The sequence below is a fragment of the Albidovulum sediminis genome (genome assembly GCF_025380365.1).
Classification (GTDB): domain Bacteria; phylum Pseudomonadota; class Alphaproteobacteria; order Rhodobacterales; family Rhodobacteraceae; genus Albidovulum; species Albidovulum sediminis.
The window spans coordinates 446,034-466,289 of the sequence record NZ_JAOCQF010000003.1 but is presented as its reverse complement, the minus strand read 5'-3'; the positions used below and the strand labels follow the sequence as shown (position 1 = coordinate 466,289).

19 protein-coding genes are annotated in these 20,256 nt (G+C 67.3%); 6 read left to right on the top strand and 13 right to left on the bottom strand.

What is annotated here, in order from left to right; all coding sequences use genetic code 11:
* Positions 1–54 precede the first annotated feature (54 nt).
* From addA to regB, 7 genes are all read right to left on the bottom strand, one after another.
* The gene (gene addA / locus N5I32_RS17205; protein WP_261497143.1) at positions 55–3,444 is read right to left on the bottom strand and encodes a double-strand break repair helicase AddA; all 3,390 of its coding nucleotides are present in this window, start codon (positions 3,442–3,444) and stop codon (positions 55–57) included.
* The gene (gene addB / locus N5I32_RS17200; RefSeq protein ID WP_261497142.1) at positions 3,441–6,395 is read right to left on the bottom strand and encodes a double-strand break repair protein AddB; all 2,955 of its coding nucleotides are present in this window, start codon (positions 6,393–6,395) and stop codon (positions 3,441–3,443) included. The genes addA and addB overlap by 4 nt, the downstream gene beginning before the upstream one ends.
* Positions 6,388–7,071 (bottom strand): nucleotidyltransferase family protein, encoded by a 684-nt coding sequence (locus tag N5I32_RS17195; RefSeq protein WP_261497141.1) that lies wholly within the window; start codon positions 7,069–7,071, stop codon positions 6,388–6,390. Before N5I32_RS17195 ends, addB begins: the two co-directional genes overlap by 8 nt.
* A complete protein-coding gene (locus N5I32_RS17190; RefSeq protein ID WP_261497140.1) occupies positions 7,056–8,069 on the bottom strand; it encodes an aminoglycoside phosphotransferase family protein in 1,014 nt (337 codons plus the stop codon). The genes N5I32_RS17195 and N5I32_RS17190 overlap by 16 nt, the downstream gene beginning before the upstream one ends.
* Positions 8,066–8,572, bottom strand: a complete 507-nt coding sequence (gene tsaE, locus N5I32_RS17185) for a tRNA (adenosine(37)-N6)-threonylcarbamoyltransferase complex ATPase subunit type 1 TsaE (RefSeq protein WP_261497139.1) — start codon at positions 8,570–8,572, stop codon at positions 8,066–8,068. Before tsaE ends, N5I32_RS17190 begins: the two co-directional genes overlap by 4 nt.
* Before the next feature lie 57 nt (positions 8,573–8,629).
* Positions 8,630–10,201 (bottom strand): PAS-domain containing protein, encoded by a 1,572-nt coding sequence (locus N5I32_RS17180; protein ID WP_261497138.1) that lies wholly within the window; start codon positions 10,199–10,201, stop codon positions 8,630–8,632.
* Between the two features lie 92 nt (positions 10,202–10,293).
* Positions 10,294–11,682 (bottom strand): sensor histidine kinase RegB, encoded by a 1,389-nt coding sequence (gene regB / locus N5I32_RS17175; protein ID WP_261497137.1) that lies wholly within the window; start codon positions 11,680–11,682, stop codon positions 10,294–10,296.
* 81 nt (positions 11,683–11,763) lie between these two features.
* On the opposite strand from regB, the gene N5I32_RS17170 reads away from it, so the two are divergent.
* The 3 genes from N5I32_RS17170 (at position 11,764) to N5I32_RS17160 (ending at position 13,417) form a co-directional block, all read left to right on the top strand.
* Positions 11,764–12,396 (top strand): SCO family protein, encoded by a 633-nt coding sequence (locus N5I32_RS17170; RefSeq protein ID WP_261497136.1) that lies wholly within the window; start codon positions 11,764–11,766, stop codon positions 12,394–12,396.
* 63 nt (positions 12,397–12,459) lie between these two features.
* Complete coding sequence (locus tag N5I32_RS17165; protein WP_261497326.1) at positions 12,460–13,014, top strand: ActR/PrrA/RegA family redox response regulator transcription factor; 555 nt, start codon at positions 12,460–12,462, stop codon at positions 13,012–13,014.
* A 109-nt stretch (positions 13,015–13,123) separates the two neighbouring features.
* Positions 13,124–13,417 (top strand): H-NS histone family protein, encoded by a 294-nt coding sequence (locus tag N5I32_RS17160; protein WP_439648222.1) that lies wholly within the window; start codon positions 13,124–13,126, stop codon positions 13,415–13,417.
* 31 nt (positions 13,418–13,448) lie between these two features.
* Here the strand turns inward: N5I32_RS17160 and N5I32_RS17155 are convergent, their stop codons facing one another.
* Positions 13,449–14,042, bottom strand: a complete 594-nt coding sequence (locus tag N5I32_RS17155) for an HD domain-containing protein (protein ID WP_261497134.1) — start codon at positions 14,040–14,042, stop codon at positions 13,449–13,451.
* A gap of 122 nt (positions 14,043–14,164) precedes the next feature.
* Between N5I32_RS17155 and ahcY the strand changes: the two genes are divergently transcribed.
* Both ahcY and N5I32_RS17145 read left to right on the top strand, forming a co-directional pair.
* Complete coding sequence (gene ahcY, locus N5I32_RS17150; protein ID WP_261497133.1) at positions 14,165–15,559, top strand: adenosylhomocysteinase; 1,395 nt, start codon at positions 14,165–14,167, stop codon at positions 15,557–15,559.
* Between the two features lie 91 nt (positions 15,560–15,650).
* The gene (locus N5I32_RS17145) at positions 15,651–15,998 is read left to right on the top strand and encodes a DUF2853 family protein (RefSeq protein ID WP_261497132.1); all 348 of its coding nucleotides are present in this window, start codon (positions 15,651–15,653) and stop codon (positions 15,996–15,998) included.
* 210 nt (positions 15,999–16,208) lie between these two features.
* On the opposite strand, the gene N5I32_RS17140 is transcribed toward N5I32_RS17145, so the two are convergent.
* The 5 genes from N5I32_RS17140 to tsaD are packed head-to-tail and all read right to left on the bottom strand — an operon-like array spanning position 16,209 to position 19,398.
* The gene (locus N5I32_RS17140; protein ID WP_261497131.1) at positions 16,209–16,601 is read right to left on the bottom strand and encodes a DUF1761 domain-containing protein; all 393 of its coding nucleotides are present in this window, start codon (positions 16,599–16,601) and stop codon (positions 16,209–16,211) included.
* Positions 16,602–16,656: 55 nt separating this feature from the next.
* The gene (locus tag N5I32_RS17135; protein WP_261497130.1) at positions 16,657–17,070 is read right to left on the bottom strand and encodes an EVE domain-containing protein; all 414 of its coding nucleotides are present in this window, start codon (positions 17,068–17,070) and stop codon (positions 16,657–16,659) included.
* The gene (locus tag N5I32_RS17130; RefSeq protein ID WP_261497129.1) at positions 17,070–17,339 is read right to left on the bottom strand and encodes a YciI family protein; all 270 of its coding nucleotides are present in this window, start codon (positions 17,337–17,339) and stop codon (positions 17,070–17,072) included. The genes N5I32_RS17135 and N5I32_RS17130 overlap by 1 nt, the downstream gene beginning before the upstream one ends.
* Positions 17,340–17,341: 2 nt before the next feature.
* Entirely contained in the window at positions 17,342–18,307 is a 966-nt protein-coding gene (locus tag N5I32_RS17125; RefSeq protein WP_261497127.1) for an NAD(P)H-dependent glycerol-3-phosphate dehydrogenase, read from the bottom strand.
* Complete coding sequence (gene tsaD / locus N5I32_RS17120; RefSeq protein ID WP_261497126.1) at positions 18,304–19,398, bottom strand: tRNA (adenosine(37)-N6)-threonylcarbamoyltransferase complex transferase subunit TsaD; 1,095 nt, start codon at positions 19,396–19,398, stop codon at positions 18,304–18,306. The genes N5I32_RS17125 and tsaD overlap by 4 nt, the downstream gene beginning before the upstream one ends.
* A gap of 179 nt (positions 19,399–19,577) precedes the next feature.
* On the opposite strand from tsaD, the gene N5I32_RS17115 reads away from it, so the two are divergent.
* Entirely contained in the window at positions 19,578–20,201 is a 624-nt protein-coding gene (locus N5I32_RS17115) for a uroporphyrinogen-III synthase (RefSeq protein WP_261497125.1), read from the top strand.
* Positions 20,202–20,256: the final 55 nt, after the last annotated feature.

The following is a 20,256-nucleotide window of genomic DNA, read 5'->3' as shown; positions in this document are numbered from 1 at the left end:
GGGGCTCCTAAGGGGAATGCGTTGGCCAGAAGGTATGAAGCCGCGGCGCCGCCGTCAAGCTGTTGGGGTCGATAGCAACGCTCCCCTCACGATATCGAGAGGCAATGGCATCAGCTGACCGGTCCGCGTCCACAGGATCGCGGTTTCGATCTCATGGTCGGGGTAGATCGGCGCCAGCATGGCGGCATAGGCGCCCATCTGCCGCAGGATGCCTTCGGGGACAGACTCGGCGTTCTCCGGCACCACGGCGTTGGACTTGTAGTCCACGGCAAGAACATGCCGACCGCGGACCAGAAGCAGGTCGACGGTGCCGTGAAGCCTGCGCCCCCCCAACTCCTCTAGCTCCGCGGTCAGTTCGACCTCGCGCAGCGCGTCCGGCAGGATCGCGGCCAGATCGGGCGAGTCGAGGACGCGCGCCGCCTCCGCAAGAAACGTCTCTGATTCAGCCGGATTGGCGCCAACTTCGGCTTCCAGCAATGTCGCCGAGATCTCCGGCCAGCGGTCGCGGGGCCAGGATGGCAGATGCTCCAGCAGCAGGTGGATGCAGGTGCCGCGACGTTTGGCCTCCTCTTCGTCCAAACCCGCCTCGCCGGCCAGCGCCTTTGCCCCGCCCAGCGCCGACGGGGACAGGGGCGGCGGCGCTTCCGGCGGGACGGGCGCGGGATCGGTCATCCAGGCGTCCGGCTCAGTCGGCGTTTCGGCGGCGGTCCGCGCCGGTTCGGCATCTTCAGGCGAAGGTGCCGGCCAGTGCCCAAGCTCGAAGCGTTTGCCGGCGCCGAAATCCCACGCGCCCCCTTCCGCGGGATGCAGGGCCGCGCCCGCCTTTTCCAGCGCCGTGTCGATCAGCGCATGCCAGCTGTCTTCGCCGGATCCGGTGTCGCCCGCGGCGCAGACGATCAGCCAGCTTTCCGCCCGCGTCATCGCGACATAGAGAAGCCGCATCCGCTCCTGCCGCTGGCGTTCCCTGAAGGCATCGCGCAGGTCGGAGATCAGCGCGGGGCTTTCGGCCGCCGGGGTCTTCCACAGCGCGATGCCCTGCCCGTTCACGTAAATCTCGTCGCGGGTCTGTTCACCCCGCTTCGCCGTGTCGGGAAGAATGACGATCGGCGCCTCAAGCCCCTTGGCCCCGTGCACGGTCATCACGCGAAGCGCATCGCCGGCATTGTCGAGGCGGCGCTTCACCTCGACCTCGTCGGTCTGCATCCAGACCAGGAACCCCGTCAGACTCGGCACTTCCGTCCGTTCATAGGCCAGGGCCTGCGCCAGAAGCGCGTCGATCCCGTCCTCCGCCTCCGGTCCCAGCCGGGCCAGCAGGCGCTTTCGGCCGCCATGCCGCGTCAGGATCCGTTCAAGAAGCTCGAACGGACGCAGGAAGTCGGCCCATCTCCGCAGGTCGTCGAGGATGGCGAGCGTTTCGGGATGCGCCTCGCGCCGGCCGCGCAGCGCTTCCCACAGGAATGCCCTGTCGGCGCGATCGTGGGCCAGGTCGTAAAGTTGCGCCTCGGTCCAGCCGAACAGGGGCGAGCGCAGGGCGGCCGCAAGTGAAAGGTCATCCTCCTGCAAGGCGAGGAAGTTCAGAAGTGCGGCCAGATCCTTGACCGCAAGCTCCGCGCCAAGCTTCAGACGGTCGGCGCCCGCGATGCGAAGGCCCGCTGCCTTGCAGGCGCGGATGATCTCGCCAAACAGCGCGCTGCGCCGCTGCACGAGAATCAGGAAATCGCCCTCATGGATCTTGCGAGGGCCGTGCTTGCCCATGATGCAGGTGCCCGCGTCGATCATGCGGCGGACTTCCGCGGCGATCTTGCGGGCCAGCACGACATGTTCGTGGGCTTCGGGCAGGACATCGACCGGATCGAACCACTTGTCGGGCTCGACCCGCGCGGGTTTGGGGACCGGCGCCCAGAGATCGACCCGGCCAGGTTTGTCGATATGGAAGGCCCGGTGGAGGGGAGAGCCGCCAAGCCCCCGGTTCACCCGGTCGTCGAAAGTCAGGTCGACCACCCGCAGGATGGCATCGGCCGAACGGAAGGAATGCAGAAGCTCCAGTTGTTCCATGCCGCGGCCAAGGGCCTTGAACCTCGCCGCGAAATGCAGGCGCATGCCGTCGAACTCCTCCAGGTCGGCGCCCTGGAAGGAATAGATCGACTGCTTCTTGTCGCCGACGACGAAGATGGTGCGCCCGGTTCCGCGCGCGCCCTCGCCCGAAGTGAACTCCTCCGTCAGACGTTCGATGACCTTCCATTGGCGGGGGCTGGTGTCCTGCGCCTCGTCGACAAGCACGTGGTCGATCCCGCCGTCCAGCCGGAACAGCACCCAGGAAGCGACTTCCCGATCTCCGAGAAGGGCCGCGGCGCGGCTGATGAGGTCGTCGAAGTCGAGCCAGCCGTGCAGCGCCTTGCGCGCGGCGTAGCGCGGCAGGAAAGCGCCCGCGAAACGGTGCAGTGCCAGCGTCTTTTCGGCGGCGGCAAGGGCCAGGCGCCTGGGCCGGGCCCCTTCGACCCGCAGCATAAGCGCCTGCAGTTCGGGCACAAAGGCGGCGGCGCTCCCTTCGCGCAGGGCCTTGGTCGGAAAGCTGTCGATCTTGGCGGCGAACGGTACCTTGGCCCCGGAGCCGGTCAGCAGCACATCCTCCAGCAGCTTGAGCGTGTCCGGCCCGGGTGCGGCAAGATCGAGCGCGCCAAGCCGCCGACCCGCGCGACTGTCCGTTGCGCCGCTCGTTTCAAGGATTGGAACGAGGGAGGCGAACAGCGCAGCCTCATCCCCGTTGAAGATCGAGGCAAGCAGATTCGGCCAGTCGAATCCGGCCGGAAGACCAAAGAGACTCAGCGCTTCGTCGCGCATCAGCGGGTGCGCGAAAAAGTCACTGTTCCGGCCCAGATCGCCCAGAAAACCGTCCAGATCGTCACCGGAAACCAGGTTCGCCAGCGCATCGACCGCGTCGACGTCGTCGCCGGCGGCCAGTTCCTCGACGATCTCCTCGCGCAGAAGGGCAGAGGTGCGGTCGTCAAGCTCGCTGAAGTCCGGCGACACCCCGGCCTCGACCGGGAAGCGGCGCAGAAGCGCGGCGCAAAAGGAATGGATGGTCTGGATCTTGAGCCCGCCGGGCGTCTCGATGGCGCGGGCGAACAGCCGTCTGGCCTGCGCCAGCGCCGTGGCATTCACCGGGCCGGGGGCGCCTAGGCTGGAAAGGGCGTCGCGCAACTCCGGCTCAGGCAGCATGGCCCATTGACCCAGCCGGTCGAACAGGCGGTTCTGCATCTCGCTGGCGGCGGCCTTGGTGTAGGTCAGGCACAGGATGCGCTGCGGTTCGGTGCCCTGCAGCAGCAGGCGCGCGACGCGGTCGATCAGCACGCGGGTCTTGCCGGAGCCCGCATTGGCGGAAAGCCAGGTCGAGGCCAGCGGATCGGCGGCGCGTACCTGCGCGCGGGTAGCGTCGTCCATCATCCGACATTCTCCGGATGCGATGCATCCCCCATTTCCCACTCGCCGAAGCGGGCAAGGTGGTCATAATCCCCTTCGAACCGGCTTTCGAACACGGCCCGGCGGGCGATGTAGCCCTTGTCCCGCCTGTGGTAGGCCCGGATCAGTTCGGTCAGCCCGCGCCAGGTTTCGTCAAGCAGGTCCGGCGTCAGGTCCGTCGGCTTGTCCTGGCCCTCGCCGCCGAGGTGGATGTAGGTCGCGCCTTCCACCTCGCGCGGACCCAGCGGCGCGAAGGCACCACGCTCGGCCATCAGAGCCTCGAGCAGCAACTGCTTGTCGAAATGCTTCTGTTGATCCGGGCTGGGCGGACGGCCGGACTTGTAATCATAGATGTGGACCCGCCCGTCCTCCAGAAGGTCGATACGATCTGGCTTGGCTGTCAGCGTGAAGCCCAGTTCGGGGATTGCCAGCCGGTGCTTTTCCTCCAGCACGACCGGGGTTCCCCGGCCGGCACGCCGGCTTTCGGCGCCGACGAAGCGGTCGGCGATGCGCGCCAGCTTCGCCAGCCACAGGCGTTGGGCCGAGGGCCAGGGGATCTCCCGCGTCAGGATGGCTTCGGCGCTGCCGAGCAGGCGGGCCTTTGCCGCGGCGGCAGGCTCGACCTCGGGCCGGTTGCGGATGAAGTCGTGAACGATGTCGTGCAGCACAGTGCCCCGCATGCGCGCATCCGGTTCGGCCCGCAGGGGGTCAAGCCTGCGCAGCCGCAGGATGCGCTGGGCATAGATGGCGTAGGGGTCGCGGATCAGCGTGCGGATCGCGGTGACGGGGAGTTCGGCCGGCCGCGCCTCCAGCGGCGGGCGCGGCGCCGGTCGTGGCGCCGGCTTAGTAATTCCGGGCTTCTCCAACATCCGCGCAAGCGTCAGGAGAGCCTGACCGCGGTCCCGCATCTGGCCCAAGGCCTCGGGACCGGCGTTCGCGGGCAGGCCGCCCAGAAGGTTGGTGAGGCGCGCCAGCCAACGGGAAGGGATCGTCTCGGCCTCGTCGTCGCGGGCGGCGCGCGACAGGACCACTACGGGGGCTGCCGCCGCCTGCTGGAAATCATGTGCCGACAGCCCGATGCGCCGTTCCGGCAACAGAAGACCGGCCTTGAGCCGCATCTGGCGCGACAACCAGGGGTCGGGCGGGGTCGCTTCGGGCCATGTGCCTTCGTTGAGGCCGGCCAGAAGAACCAGATCTGCGCCCTGCACCCGCGCCTCGAGCGTGCCCCAGATCGCGATCAGCGGATGGGCGCCCTCCGTCTTGCGTGCCACTTCTGTCGAGAGGATGCCGGCGACAAGTTCGCCGTACTGTCGAGGCGTGTAAAGGCCGCCATTCTCTGCCTCGCGCGCAAGCCCGTCCATCGCCAGACGCGCGGCACGCCCGGCCTCGTCCTGCCAAAGCTCGCTCCGGGCCCGATCGCCCCCCGGGCCGGCGGCCAGGGCTTCGGAGCGCGCAAGATGGGCCGCGACACAATCGGCCAGCGGACGGGGGGCCGGGTTTTCCAGGTCGCCAAGGCATCCGGAGAGCCAGTCGGCCCAAGCCAGGCGCTCGGCCTCTCCGCGCGCGGCAGCCCAGGCGGCGATGGTCTCGCCGGTCGGGAACGGCGGGCCCGACCGACGGATCGCCAGTTCCAGATCCCGCGTGAACCGCAGGTGGTTCCCGCGATCCCCTGCACCCGTCGCCGTCAGCGGATGCTTGAGCAACGCCAGCAGCGCCTCGGAGGTCAGCTTCTGCCCGACGGCGTCGGCCACCTGGCGCAGGTAGCGCCCCGGCGGCGTCTGGTTGAGCGGCTGTCCCGCGCTGTCGTCCGGCACAATGCCCCACCGGTCAAGCGCAGCGGTGACGCGCCGGGCCAGCGTCCGGTCGGGCGTGATCAGCGCGGCGCGGGTCCCGGTCTGCACGGCCTCGCGCAGCCGCAGTGCCAGTGCCAGCGCCTCGGACCGCGGATCGGGGGCCTCGATCAGGGCGACGTTCCGCACCGCGTCGCGCAGGTCGCCCAGTCCGCCGCCCTCGGCCATCCATCGGTCGGTGACGGGTGCGGGACGAAGCGCCAGGGACACCAGCCGGTTGCGCGACGGATCCGGTGCCGCGCCTTCGGCCCAGGGGTGGATGTGGTCCGGCGTCACCCCAAGCCCGCGCGCAAGTTTCAGAAACCGATACTGCGGATGATCCTCGCCGGGAGCGGGGCCGGTTTCCAGGATTTGCCACGCCTCGGCAGGCATGTCGAAGTCGAAACCCGGCAGGATGACGGCGCCCTGTGGAAGGCGTGCCACCGCCGCCATCAAAAGCGCGGTTGTCCCGCGCGACCCGGTCGAACCGGCAACGATAATCGGGTCTTGGGCGGGGGCCTGCTGCCAGAGGTCGGACAGGGCCGAAACGATCCTGCGCTGACGCGCATCGGTGCCGGGGCGGCCCTCGCCCGCGCTGTTGTCCACGCAGCGCCCGACAATCCGCAGGAATGCCAGGCTCCGTTCCCAGTGCGCGGCGTGGTTCTCGGCCAGCGCGGGATTCTCCAGCGCCGCGGGGGCAATGCCCTCGGCTTCCAGTTCCTCGACAAGGCGCGCGAGACTGTCTGCCAGGCCGAAAACCGGCGTGCCGGGGGCGAAGTCGGGAAGGGTCTTCACCAGCCCGCGCACCAGTTCCACCAGTTCCAGGCGACGGCGCAGCGCCGGAATGGCGGGGGGAAGCCCGGCAAGGGGATCGCGGCCAAGATCGGCAACCAACCTGATCCGCGGCAGGATGCGCGCGCCCTGCCCGTCGAACAGCGCGCGCACACGGCGCTGCATCCGCGCCGTGCTGAGGTAAAGTGTGACCCGCGCCATCGCCTCGGGCGGCTCGTGCGCCAGTCGCGATATCAGCCCTTCGACCAGACGCGCCGGGAAATCGGCTCCGGGGGGAAGGGCGAACAGGCGGGGCGAATGGGCGCGGTCAAACATCGCGGGAAGAGTGGAGCATCGCCTCGGCCAGCGCAATGCTTTCGGGCCGTCCGACGTCGCACCAGCCGCCCGCGTGAACGGCGCCGAATAGGGATCCTTCGGCAATCATCTCGTCCCACACAGGGTTGATCGAATAGGCGCCGGGCGCGCGGGCGGCAAAGTGTGGCGTTCGCAGGATCTGAGCGCCCGTGTAGACATAGCCGGTTCCACGGACCACGCGCCCGGCGTCATCCAGATCGAAATCGCCCCTGCCCGCGTATCCGGTGGCGGCCTCGCGCGGCACCAGAAGCAGCAACCCCTCCTCCTGCCCCAGCCAGGCGGTGCGCAGTTCGTCAAGGGGATTGGCGCCGGTCCAGACGGCGTCTGTGTTCATCGTGAAGATGGGATCGGCGGCCAGAAGTGGCAGCGCATGGGCCAACCCGCCACCGGTCTCCAGAAGTGCCGCGGTTTCATCCGACAGGATCACCGGGCGGTGCGCCAGATGGGCCCGGATCTGTTCGGCAAGATAATGGACGTTGACGACGATACGCGCCACCCGCGCGGACAGGGCGATGTCGAGCGCATGGTCGATCAGAGGTCGGCCGGCAACCTCGATCAGCGGCTTCGGGCGGTCCCGGGTCAGTTCGCGCATGCGCGTGCCCAGTCCGGCCGCGAAAAGCATCAGCGCGTCGGGCATGGTCGATCTACCTTCAAGCGGGTGAGCGCCGCTTCGGTCGGCGCGGGCAATCCGGCCAGGGCCGCGGCAAGCGGCGCCAGGGCGGGATGCGCGAGGTTACGTTGCAGATAACCCCAGACGCGGGGCATGAAGTCGAGGTACCGCGGCCGCCCGAGGTGCAGACAAAGCCGGGCAAAGACGGCAAGGATGCGCAAGCTTCTCTGCGCGCCCAGAAGGGCGTAGATGGCGCCGAAATCGTCTCTGTTCCAGCCCGAAGCGGCACAGAATCGCTCGATCATCGCCGCTTCCGTCGCCAAGCTCACCTCGCGGCGGGCATCCTGGAGCAGCGAGACGAGATCGTAGGCCGGATGCGCGGCGACGGCATCCTGGAAGTCGAGAAGCCCCAGCCGGGCACAGCCTTGCCGTTCGGGCAGCCAGATCAGGTTTTCGGCGTGAAAGTCGCGAAGCGACAGCACGGGGCGGGCATCGCGGGCAAGTACCCGGTAAAGCCTCGCGAAGGTGGCGGGCACCTCCGCAACCGCGGCGGGGTCTGCCGCCATCGCTGGCATGTACCATTCGCCCAGCCAGGTCAGCAGGGCCGCAAGGGCGTCCGCATTGAGCGGGCGAACGAAGCCGGGAACCGGGCGGGTGCCGAGGTCGACGAGAAAATCCGTGGCAGCCGCGTAAAGTTCGCGCTCGCGCAAGGGGTCTGCCGCCGTCAGCCGGGCGACAAGGTCGTCGCCCATATCCTCAAGCAGAAGAAAACCCTCCGACAGGTCCTGCGCCATCGGCTTCGGGGCAGAGTAACCCTGTGCAAGCAGCCAGTTGGCCATGCGGACGAAGCGCCCGACATCCTCGCCCCGGTCGGGCGGCGCGTCCATCAGGATCGCCGTCTGCCCGTCCAGGACCAAGCGCTCGTAGCGCCGGGCTGACGCATCCCCGGCCAGCGGGTGACGCGACGCCCGCGACCATCCGGCACGGCGGAGAAAGTCTTCGATGGCGCCGCCGCGTTCCGTCACCGGCCGCCCCACGTTTTCAGCGCGCCGAGCAGGGCACCGGATCGCGGTCCGTCGGCGGAGACGGTCAGCACCCGCGTGTCGTCGGGCAGCACGGCAAAGCGAAGCGACAGGGCATCCGCAGGCCGCGCGGGCCCGAGGCGGTCCGGCCATTCGACCAGGCAGATTGCCGTGCGGAAGGCATCATCCAGCCCAAGTTCCCAGACCTCTTCCGGTCCGGTTAGCCGGTAAAGGTCTGCGTGCCAGATTTCGGTGTCGTCGGCCTCATAGGTCTGCACGAGGGTAAAGGTGGGCGAGGGCACGTCTTCGCTTCGGCCTGCTGCCGCAAGTCGCGCCTGGATGAGCGCGCGCGCGAAATGCGTCTTGCCGGCGCCGATGTCGCCTTCGAGCAGAAGTATGTCCCCTTGAACGAGAAGGGGCGCAAGCCGTTGTGCCAGGGCATCGGTCGCCTCTGTCGACGCAAGGTGAATCTTCAGCTCGGGTTGAGAGGCGCTATCAGGGTGCATGCCCCGACTTTTAGCGGCGCATGGCGCCGCGGCAAGGGCACTTTTGCCGCCGGCTTTTCAGATCGCCGGCACCGCGCCCATCCCCGGCTGGCTGCATCGTGGAACGTGGCGGGCCCCCTCTGTCCGGAACTCCACCATCGTCGAGCCACCGCTGAGCGGGCGGGCATCCAGCACCACGCACAGACCCGCAAGCCGCCGAACCTCGGCCCGCCACGGCTCCCGCTCGCCAAGTTCGGAAAGGTAGCGGACGAGATCATCCCACACCCGCGTCGGTTCGGTCTGCGCCTGCCAGAGCGCCGCAAGATCGGCCGCATCCACGGGGATCGTCGCGACCGAATCCTCGAACCCCCAGAAATCGGAAAAGGCCGTGTTAGACAGCGTCATGACGCCCGCGGCGGAGAACACGGCAACCGCGACGTCAAGACTGTCGAACACCGCCTGACAGGTCTGGACCTCAGCCCGGAAGCGGCGGGTCAGGGACATGTCCGCGCTCACGTCCTCGAACCAGAGCGCCAGCGCGCCGTCAGGGTGCGGCCGTGCGGTGACGCGGTAGGTCGCCCCCGCGGGAAGGTTCCACGTATCCTCGTAATGCCCCGCCGCCGCTGCGGTTTCGATGTCGGCGATCGCCTGCCGCCAGCCGTGATAGTCCCGCGGTTCCGGGATCATGCGCTTTTCCCGCAGGCGGTCGAAGAAGTCGTGGAACCCCGGCCGCATCGTCAGGAACTCCGGGCCCAGATCCGTCAGGTCCGACAGGGCCGGGTTGAACAGCGCAAGCTGCCGCTGCCGGTCGAACACGGCCAATCCGATGGGCAGGTCCGCGAAGGTTTTCGCCAGCGTCTGCATCAGCTCGTCGCGCGTGGTTTCTGCCCGAACCAGGGCATCGCAGGGCGTGGCGACATGCAGAAGGAAATCCCCGCTGGGGGCGGTGTCGATCTGGAACCAGCGCCGCTGCGGGCCCGGCACGGCGATCCGGCGCGGCCCGACATCGCGCGTTGACGTCAGTAGGTCCAGAAGGTTCGGCAGGGGCCATGACAGCTCCTCCTCAAGGCAGCCGGCCGCCGCGGCGGATACCGAAAGATAGGCAGCATTGGCCCAGATCACGGTCCCCTCGCTGTCGGTGCGCCAGACCGGCATGGGCAGCGCGTTGAACACGTCCCGCAGACTGGCAACCTCGTCCTCCTGCGCGCGGTGGCACAGCGCGTCGATCCGCAGGTCCTGCCCCGCGCCCTCGCCGGGCAGGAGAAGCAGACGATGCGGCAGGCCCGCGCCGCCGGTAAACTCCAGCACGCTGCCGTCAGCCGACCGGAACTCCTGCCCCTCCGGCCCCGGAACCGCGTTCGACGAGGCTGCGAAGCCCGCAAACCGCGGCGCGAGGAAGGCAACCAGCCGGTTCCAGTCGCTGGACCCGGTGGGCAGGCTTCTGAGCAGTGCGCGTGCCGGCGTACTGGCGTCGATCAGGTCGTGATCGTCGAACAGGAACACATAAGGCTCGGCGGTGGAGCTGTTCGCATCGCGGCGCAAACGCGCACAGCGCCAGTTGTCGATCATGGCAATGGCCATGAGCCCGAAAAGCGCGGCCGAAAAGGCCGAAGTCGTGACAAGAACGGCCAGCACCAACGACGAGGGCATGTCGCATCCCCAATTCATTACCCCCGATGTCGCAGACTCACCGCAGATTGGTTAACGACGGATTAACCAATCCGGGCGATTTCGTGGCCATTTCAGTGTCTTATGTTTTCTCCCAGCGGCTCGGAGGTCGGCCGCACGATGCGGGACAGCGGCCAGACCACCTGCACGATGGCACCGCAGCGCTCCGGACGTTCGGATTCGGCCAGAAAGGGATCGCTGCCGTTGGCAAAGGTGATCTCCGCGCCGGTCCGCTCCAGAAGCGTCTTGGCGATGAAAAGCCCAAGTCCCATGCCCTCGTACTCGGGTCGGTCGGGCGCGACTTCCGCCGGGCGCCTGCGCAGGAAGGGGTCGCCTATGCGGCCCAGCAGATGCGGCGGAAAGCCCGGCCCGTCGTCCATGATCCGCAGGATCAGGCGGTCCGCACTCCAGCGGGCTTCGACCCAGACAGTGGCGCGGGCGAAATCGACGGCGTTCTGGATCAGATTGCGAAGCCCGTGGATGATCTCGGGCCGGCGCCCGATGCTGGGCTCGCGCAGGGAAGCCCCGGTGGCAGGCGCCAGGTCGAAGCGCACGCCGCGCCCGCGGTCCAGGTGGGGCTCGCCCGCCTCGCGCAGGACGGCGGACAGGGGGGCGGCCCGCAGGTGAAGGTCGTCCTTGCCGGCCCGCCCCATCGAGCGGAGAATCTCCGCACAGCGATCGGCCTCGCGCCGGATCAAAAGCGCGTCATCCCGCTGTTCGGGCCGGTCCCCCAGTTCGTCCGCAAGTTCCGAACTGACCAGCTTGATGGTGGCAAGCGGGGTTCCAAGCTCATGCGCGGCCGCGGCGACGACACCTCCCAGATCGGTCAGCTTCTGCTCCCGCGCAAGCGCCATCTGCGTGGCCAGGAGCGCCCGCCCCATCGAGCGGATCTCCGACGCGACGCGCCCGGCGTATATGGTCAGGAAGGTCACACCGATGACGATGGCCAGCCAGTGCCCGACCCCGAAGATCGGCGGCAGCGACAGCACCGCCCCGTCGGCGGTGGCCAGCGGCAGGTGAAAGGCTGCGACCAGCGTGACGAGGGCGATGGTTACAAGCGCGACCGCGCCGCTCGGGCGTGGCCCAAGCACGGTGGCGCCTATTGTCGCAGGGGCAAGGATCAGGAAGGCGAAGGGGTTGGACAGCCCGCCGGTGAGCGAGAGCAGAAGCGCAAGTTGCCCGGTGTCGAACAGCAGGATTGCCATTGTCTGGCCTTCGGACAGCCGCTTGGTCTCGGGGAACACGGTGATCGCCACCATGTTGGCCGCAACCGCAATCCCGACGACGAGAAAACAGGGGCCGAGCGGGATCGACAGCGCGAGGGGTCCGGAGGCCACGGTCAGCGCGGCGACCTGTCCGGCGATCGCGGCCCATCGCAGCAGGATCAGCGTGCGAAGCCGGACGCGCTCGCCATCGAACGCATCGGGGTCGAAACCGGCGCCCGGTGGATTTGATTGGGCCATGCTCCCCCCGGCTCTGGAAAACGGGTCCGGAGATTGATAGGTGCAGACGGCAAGCCGTTCAACCGATCAGAGGGGTCTTCGATGTCCGTTTCCACCCGCAGAATTGCACTCGCCTCGGGTTCGGCCATTGCCGTTCTTCTGATCGGGATCTTCGCCGTGACGCAACAAAGGGGCGCGGATGTCTTTGCGGACTGCCGCCAGAGCGTGATTGCCGGCGGAGCGGGCGCGATTGGCGGGGCCTTCACGCTTGTCGACGAGAATGGCGCCACTGTTACCGACCGCGATGTTCTCACAAAGCCGAGCCTTGTCTATTTCGGCTATACCTTCTGCCCCGATGTCTGCCCGGCAGACATGGGCCGCAATGTGGCCGCGATCGATGTGCTGGACGAAATGGGCTACGACGTGACCCCGGTGTTCATTTCCGTCGATCCCGCCCGGGATAAGCCCGAAGTGCTGAAGGAGTGGACGGATTATCTGCATCCGCGTCTGGTCGGGCTGACCGGCAGCGAAGAGCAGATCCGCGCCGCCGCCAATGCCTACAAGACCTATTACCGCGTCCCCGAAAACCCCGAGGATGAATACTACCTCGTCGATCACATGACGCAGACCTATCTGATGCTTCCCGGCCACGGGTTCGTCGAGTTCTATTCGCGCGAAACTTCGCCCGAGACGATGGCGGAGAACGTGGCCTGCTTCGTGGACCACGCCGGCTAGCGGCATTTGACCGCGGCCGGTGCAGCCCTTAGAACGATTCCATGGATATCAGCCGGGGGCAGCATGGCCGAAGATCAAACTGCGGAACTGGGTCCGGACCGCTCGCTGCTTCTTGTCGATGACGACGCGCCCTTCGTGACGCGCCTGGCACGGGCAATGGAGAAACGAGGCTTCATCCCCGAGACGGCCGAAAGCGTTGCCGCGGGCAAGGCGGCGGCCATGGCGCGACCTCCGGCCTACGCGGTCGTGGATTTGCGGCTTGAGGATGGCAACGGCCTCGATGTGGTGGAAACCCTGCGCGAAAGGCGCCCGGATTGCCGTGTCGTCGTGCTGACGGGCTACGGTGCCATCGCGACCGCCGTTGCCGCAGTCAAGATCGGGGCCACCGACTATCTGTCGAAGCCGGCGGATGCGAACGACATCACCAATGCCCTGCTCGCGCGCGGAGACACGCTCCCGCCGCCGCCCGAAAACCCGATGTCTGCGGACCGGGTGCGGTGGGAACATATTCAGCGCGTCTATGAATTGTGCGATCGCAATGTTTCGGAAACCGCGCGGCGTCTGAATATGCACCGCCGGACATTGCAGCGGATCCTTGCAAAGCGAAGCCCTAAATAGGGCGACGATTTTTAGAGTTGCAAAAAAGGTGAATTAATGGGCTTTCTATCCGGGACCCATCAGGTCAAGTCCCCATGGAGGTTTCATCTTGGCTGTCGATCTAAGCAATATGTCTTTGAAGGAACTCAAGGCCCTGCAATCGCAGGTGGCGCGCGCCATCGAAGGCTTTGAAGAGCGGAGAAAGAAGGACGCCCTCGCCGCAGTCGAGGAAACGGCAAAGTCACTTGGCTTTTCGCTGAATGAACTGGTCGGCGCCGCTCCGGTGCGCAAGCGGGCCCCGGCAAAGGCCAAATATGCCGATCCGGCAAATCCCGCGAACACCTGGTCCGGTCGCGGCCGCAAGCCGGGATGGGCTGTCGCCGCGCTGAAAGCGGGTAAAACGCTCGACGATCTGGCCATCTGAACCGGAGTTGAGGGCACCCCCCGGCGCGTGTTCAACCTTCGTCGACAAGCGCAGCGAAGCGATCCAGATAGGCCAGACGAACCTCGACCGGCGGGCGCAGGACAATGCGGATCGCGCCTGTCTGGGGCATTTCGGGCCGTCCGAAGAACTTCGTCGCCTCGTCTTGCGAGAATCCCGCGATGCTGACGGCTTCGTGCCAGGCCGATATCGTGTCGGCCCGCTTGATCTGCTTCTTGATCGGCGCGGGCAGGGTGGCGGGCAGGCCGAAGCGCAGGTGGACCGCCGCCGTCAGCCGTTCGTCCAGCGCGCCGTATCCCGGCCCGACCGCGGCCTTCACCGGGCTGATCATGTCCCCGATCACATATTCCGGGGCATCGTGCAGCAGCGCGGCCAGGCGCCATCGCACCGCGATCCCGGGATTGAGGCGGGCAAAGATCTGCTCGACCAGAAGGGAATGTTCGGCCACCGAATAGGGCCAGTCGCCCAGCGTCTGGCCGTTCCAGCGCGCCACGAAGGCCAACCCGTGTGCGATGTCCTCGATCTCGATATCGACCGGCGTCGGGTCCAGCAGGTCAAGCCTGCGGCCGGACAGCATCCTTTGCCAAGCACGTGGGGTCTTTGCCATGAAATCCTCCGCCTGGCCGATGACTAGGCGCTTGACAGGGCCATGTAAACCGTCCGGGCGATTGCCCGAAAGCCGCCCGGATGCTATGGCAGCCGCAAACAGATATTCGGGAACGCTGAGACATGGCCAAGGACTACATCATCAAGGACATTGCGCTTGCCGGCTATGGCCGCAAGGAACTGGACATCGCGGAAACCGAGATGCCGGGACTGATGGCCCTGCGGGAGGAATTCGGCGCGTCGAAACCGCTCAAGGGTGCGCGGATCGCCGGATCGCTGCACATGACGGTTCAGACCGCGGTGCTGATCGAAACGCTGCAGGCGCTGGGCGCCGAGGTGCGCTGGGCGTCGTGCAACATCTTCTCGACCCAGGATCATGCGGCGGCGGCGATTGCCGAGGCGGGCATCCCCGTCTTCGCGATCAAGGGCGAGACGCTTGAGGAATACTGGGCCTATACCGACCGTATCTTCCAGTTCGCGGAAGGCACCTGCAACATGATCCTCGACGATGGCGGGGACGCGACGCTTTACATCCTTCTGGGCGCGCGGGTCGAGGCGGGTGAAACCGGGCTGATCGAGGTACCCTCCTCCGAAGAGGAGGTCTGCCTGTTCAACCAGATCAAGAAGCGCCTGAAGGAAAGCCCGGGCTGGTTCACGAAGCAGCGCGACGCGATCCGGGGGGTTTCCGAAGAAACCACGACCGGTGTGCATCGCCTTTATGACCTGCACAAGAAGGGCCTGCTGCCCTTCCCGGCGATCAACGTGAACGACAGCGTCACCAAGTCGAAGTTCGACAACAAATACGGCTGCAAGGAATCGCTGGTGGACGGCATCCGGCGGGCGACCGACGTGATGATGGCGGGCAAGGTCGCGGTGGTCTGCGGCTATGGCGACGTGGGCAAGGGATCGGCTGCCAGCCTGCGCGGCGCGGGCGCGCGGGTGAAGGTGACCGAGGTCGATCCGATCTGCGCGCTTCAGGCGGCGATGGACGGGTATGAGGTCGTCGTGCTCGAAGACGTGGTGAGCGATGCCGACATCTTCATCACCACCACCGGCAACCGCGACGTGATCCGCATCGAGCACATGCGCGAGATGAAGAACATGGCCATCGTCGGCAACATCGGACACTTCGACAACGAGATCCAGGTCGCCGCGCTCAAGAACCACAAGTGGACCAACATCAAGGACCAGGTGGACATGATCGAGATGCCCTCGGGCAACCGGATCATCCTGCTGTCCGAAGGGCGCCTTCTGAACCTTGGCAACGCGACGGGCCATCCGTCGTTCGTGATGTCGGCCAGCTTTACCAACCAGGTCCTGGCGCAGATCGAGCTTTGGACCAGGGGCGGGGACTACACCCCCGGGGTCTACATCCTGCCCAAGCATCTGGATGAAAAGGTGGCGCGCCTGCATCTGGCGAAGATCGGCGTGAAGCTGACGCAGCTTCGCCCGGAGCAGGCCGACTATATCGGCGTGACGGTCGACGGTCCGTTCAAGTCGGACCACTACCGCTATTGATGATACGACCTGCCCGAACCCCCGCCCCGGCGGGGGTTTTTTCTTGCCGCGACAGATTTCGTTCCTATCCTTGCCGACCGGAGGATGGGTCATGAACACGGGCCGCAGGGCAGAGTTGGTCGCGCTCTACGCCGATGAATTGCGCAGCAAATGCGCGCTGGAACCCGATGCGGCGCTGCTGAACCGGGTGGTTGACGGCTGCGGCCCCCTCATCTTCGCGCCGGACGGCGGCACCGTCGATGTCGACGACCCCGCCGAACTGGACCGGATCCGGCGCAACTTCCTGGTGCGCAAGCTCGCCCTGCCCGATGGGCCTGAACTGTCCGAGGCGATCCGCGCCTCGGTGGAAATGTACGGGACCGCCGGTGATCCGAAGTATCGGGCGGTTCTCTATTACATGCTTGTCGTGCAGCTTGGCGCCGAGGCGCATCACCCCTGAAACGGCAGGAACAGGGTTAATGCTGTGTTAAGACAATTCATTGATTTCATTTGATTTTGTAAGGAAACAGCGCTTGCCTGGGACGTGGCTGCAAGCTATGTTCGGCATCAACAGGCCAGTACGGTCGAGACCGAACATGTCACGGATGGTGCAGGGGTGCGCCGGGGTGGCAAGGGGTCCCGGACCGTGCGCCCGGGACCCCGTCGATTTCTAGAACAATCCAAGCACCGCGCCGATGAGGGCGCAGCCAAGGACGGCATAGCCGCCGTCGATGAAGGTCAGCGCCCGCGGGCGGTCCGCATACGCATAGTTGATCATGATCCAGGGTGCGGCGATGAAGGCACCAAGACCCAGGCCGGCCACCAGTCCGGCCCCCAGGCCGTCGATCCCCGCCATGCCGAAGATGTGGCGCATCATGCCGGCGACCAGAAGCATGGCCACCGCGGACAGGATGAAGGGCGTGACGCTCTTGTTGACCGGCTTGCCGTTGGCATCGCAGGCGACGCCCGCAGCGGCAATCCAGCGGGCTGACAGGGACATGTACCAGACCGCGCCCAAGGCATAGCCCGCCGCGGCAGCGACAAGCACGCTGAGAAGAGACATGATGGAACCTCGCGCTGTTTCGTGGCGCCATCATGCCGTCAGCCGGCGCTCCGGTCTACAGGCCCGCAAGTTCGCAGACGATCTTCCATTCGGCTTCGGTGACGGGCTGCACCGACAGGCGCGTGTTCTTGACCAGCGCCATATCCGCGAGCCTTGGGTCCGCCTTCGCCTCATCAAGGGTGATGGGGCGGGGCAAGGCTCTGACGGCGCGAATGTCGACGCATTCCCAGCGCGGATCGTCGGTCGAGGAATCAGGGTGGCATTCGGCCGAAACCTCGACGATGCCGACGATCTCCTTCCCGATGTTGGAGTGGTAGAAGAATCCCAGATCGCCCGTCTTCATCGCGCGCATGTTGTTGCGGGCTTGATAGTTGCGGACGCCGGTCCATTCCTCTCCGGCCGCGCCCTTCGCAACCTGCTGGTCCCAGCTCCAGGCGTCGGGCTCGGACTTGAAAAGCCAGTACGCCATCAGCCCACCACACGCTTCCATTCGGTGACCGTGACAGCCTCGAACAGCCCGGCCTTGCCATAGGGATCGCCCGCCACCCAGGCATCGGCGGCGGCGCGGTCGGCGCAGTCAAGGATGATGAGGGAACCGGACATCTGGCCGTTCTCGATCAGCGGGCCCGCAAGGGCGACGATTCCGGTCGCCTCGATATAGGCCAGATGCGCGGCTCGATTGTCGAGACGCGTCTGCAGGTGGCCGGGCTTGTCGCGGCAAAGAACGGCGAAGTTCATGGTCATTCCTTCTTGAGGGGACGGGAAAGCAGCGCCTCGACGGCCTGCGGAACGGAAACACGGCCGCGGACAAGGGCGGCGACCATGTCGGTGACGGGAACGTCGATGCCGGACCGCGACGCCAGCGCGCTTGCCGCCTCGGCGGTGGCCGCACCTTCCACGGTGACGGAGGCATCGAAGCCTTCGCCTGCGCCGAGGGCATGGCCATAGCGGAAGTTGCGCGATTGCGCCGAGGTGCAGGTCAGCACCAGATCGCCGAAGCCGGACAGCCCCGCCAGCGTTTCGGCCCGCGCCCCCAGGGCAATGGCCATCCGGCTCATCTCGGCGAAGCCCCGCGTCATCAGGGCGGCCCGCGCGCTGTCACCGAGGCCCGCGCCGATCACGACACCCGCGGCGATCGCGATCACGTTCTTGAGCGCCCCGCCCAGTTCGGCGCCGGCGGTGTCCTCGGTCCGGTAAAGGCGCAGGACCGGGGTGGAGAGTTCGGACTGAAGCGCTGCACCGGCCCGTTCCAAGGCGCAGGCAAGGGTCAGCGCGGTGGGCAGGCCGCGCGCGATGTCGGCGGCAAAGCTGGGCCCGGTCAGGATCGCCGCCGTCGCCGAAGGACAGGCAGAGGCGATGATGGCGGTCGGCCCGCGGCCGGTGGCCAGGTCGATCCCCTTGCAGCAGGCCACCAGGGACCGGCCGGCCAGGGTCGCCGCATGGCTGCGGACGAAGCTGTCAAGCTGTTGCATCGGCAGCGCCAGAAGCAGGGTCCGCGCCGCCACGAAACTGGCCAGATCGGCCGAAACAGTGACGGTTTCGGGCAGTTCCACCCCCGGCAGCCGCCGGTCGTTGCGCCCCGTCGCCTGCATTGCGGCCGCGTGCGCGGGGTCGCGGGCCCAGATCCCGACCTCGGCCCCGTTGCGGGCAAGGGCAATGGCCAGCGCCGTGCCGAATGCGCCCGCTCCCAGAACCGCCACGGTCATGCCTTGGCCCCCTTCTTGCCGGCGCCAAGCATCGGCGCGCTGTGCTGGTCAAGTGGCCAGCGCGGCCTTGCGGACAGGTCCAGCCCGTCGCGATGGCCCAGTCGGAACCGCTCGATCCCCGCCCAGGCGATCATCGCGGCGTTGTCGGTGCACAGCGCAAGCGGCGGCGCCAGGAACCGCACGCCGCGTTCCGCCGCGACCCGTTCGAGCGCGACGCGAACCGCCTGGTTCGCAGCGACCCCGCCCGCAACGGCGAAGGCCGACATGCCGGGCGAACGGTCAAGGCAGGCATCCAGCGCACGGGCAGATTTGACCGCCAGCACCTCGACCACCGCGGCCTGGAAGCCGGCGCAAAGGTCCGCGCGATCCCGGGCTGTCAGCCCCTCCCTCTGTGCCACCACCCCGTCGCGCGCGCGCAGAAGCGCGGTCTTGAGGCCCGAGAAGGACAGATCGCACCCCGGCCGGTCCAGCAGCGGGCGCGGAAAGGCAAAGCGCGCGGCATCGCCCCGCGACGCCTCGGCCTCGACCGAGGGGCCGCCGGGCTGGGGCAGGCCCAGAAGCTTTGCCGTCTTGTCGAAGGCCTCGCCCGGCGCATCGTCGATGGTGCCGCCAAGGCGGGTGAAATCCTCTGGCCCCTCGACGAGGATGAACTGGCAATGCCCGCCCGAAACGAGGAGCATCAGGTAGGGGAATGCCAGCCCGTCGGTCAGCCGCGGGGTCAGCGCGTGGCCGGCAAGGTGATTGATGCCGATGATCGGCAGGCCGGTGGCGGCCGCGATGCCCTTGGCGCACATCACCCCGGCCAGGACGCCGCCGATCAGGCCCGGCCCGGCGGTGACGGCGATGGCGTCAATCTCCGACAGGCGCGTTCCCGCCCCCTCCAGCGCGCGCTCGACGCAGACATCGATTCGCTCTGCATGGGCGCGGGCGGCGATTTCCGGCACGACACCGCCAAAGGCGGCGTGCAGAGCGGCCTGCCCCTCGACCACCGACGAAAGGATCGCGCGGCTCTCTCCAGCCAGGCGGACGACAGCGGCGGCTGTGTCGTCGCAACTGCTTTCGAGCCCGAGTATGGTAATCCCTTCGCCCATGATCCTGCTGGTTGCGCGGCCCCGTTCCGGCAGGTAACACCCGAAGGGACGTCACACAATCCCGGCGGGCCGGAAGGAGGTGCGCGATTTTCCGACCGACGCTGATCCTGATCCGGCCCGAACCGCAGTCTCGGCAGTTCGCGGATGAGTTTCGCGCGCGGTTCGGCGCGGATTGGCCGGTGATCCTGTCGCCGCTGACCGAGATTTTCTCGAGGGACGCAGCCATCCCGCTTGAGGGGTGCGATGCCGTCGTCTTCACCTCAGGCAATGCCGTCACGGGCTTCGCGCGCCTCTGCCCGCGCCGGGACCTGCCCGCGCTCTGTGTCGGGTCGCGGACGGCAGAGATTGCACGGGCCGCCGGTTTCGACGCGCGCACCGGGCCCGGGGACGCGGCAGCACTCGCCGGCTGGATCGCGGGCGAAGTCCACCCGCGCCGCATCGCCTATCCGCGCGGCGCGGAGGTTGCCTTCGATCTGGAAAAATCGTTCATATCGGCTGGAATAGAGACTGTTTCAGCCATCGTCTACGAACAGGTCACCCGCCCCGCGGATGCGCCACTTCGGCACGCGCTGGAAGGGCCGGAACCGCTCCTCCTGCCGCTATTCTCCCCCGCATCGGCACACCGGGCCGTCGCCGAGATGGCCGGTGCAAGGGCCCCCCTGCTGGTGGCGGCGATGAGCGCGCGCGTCGCCGAAGCTGCGGGACCGCTGGCACCCGCCGCCATGCGCATCGCCCGGCATCCGGACGCGGGTGCGATGCTCGACGCGCTGGCTGCGCTGATTGCCGCAGGCAGTTCGGCTTGAGGCGCGCCCGTTCGGGGTCTAGATTGCAGATGGCGGCCCCGGTGCGGGACTGACG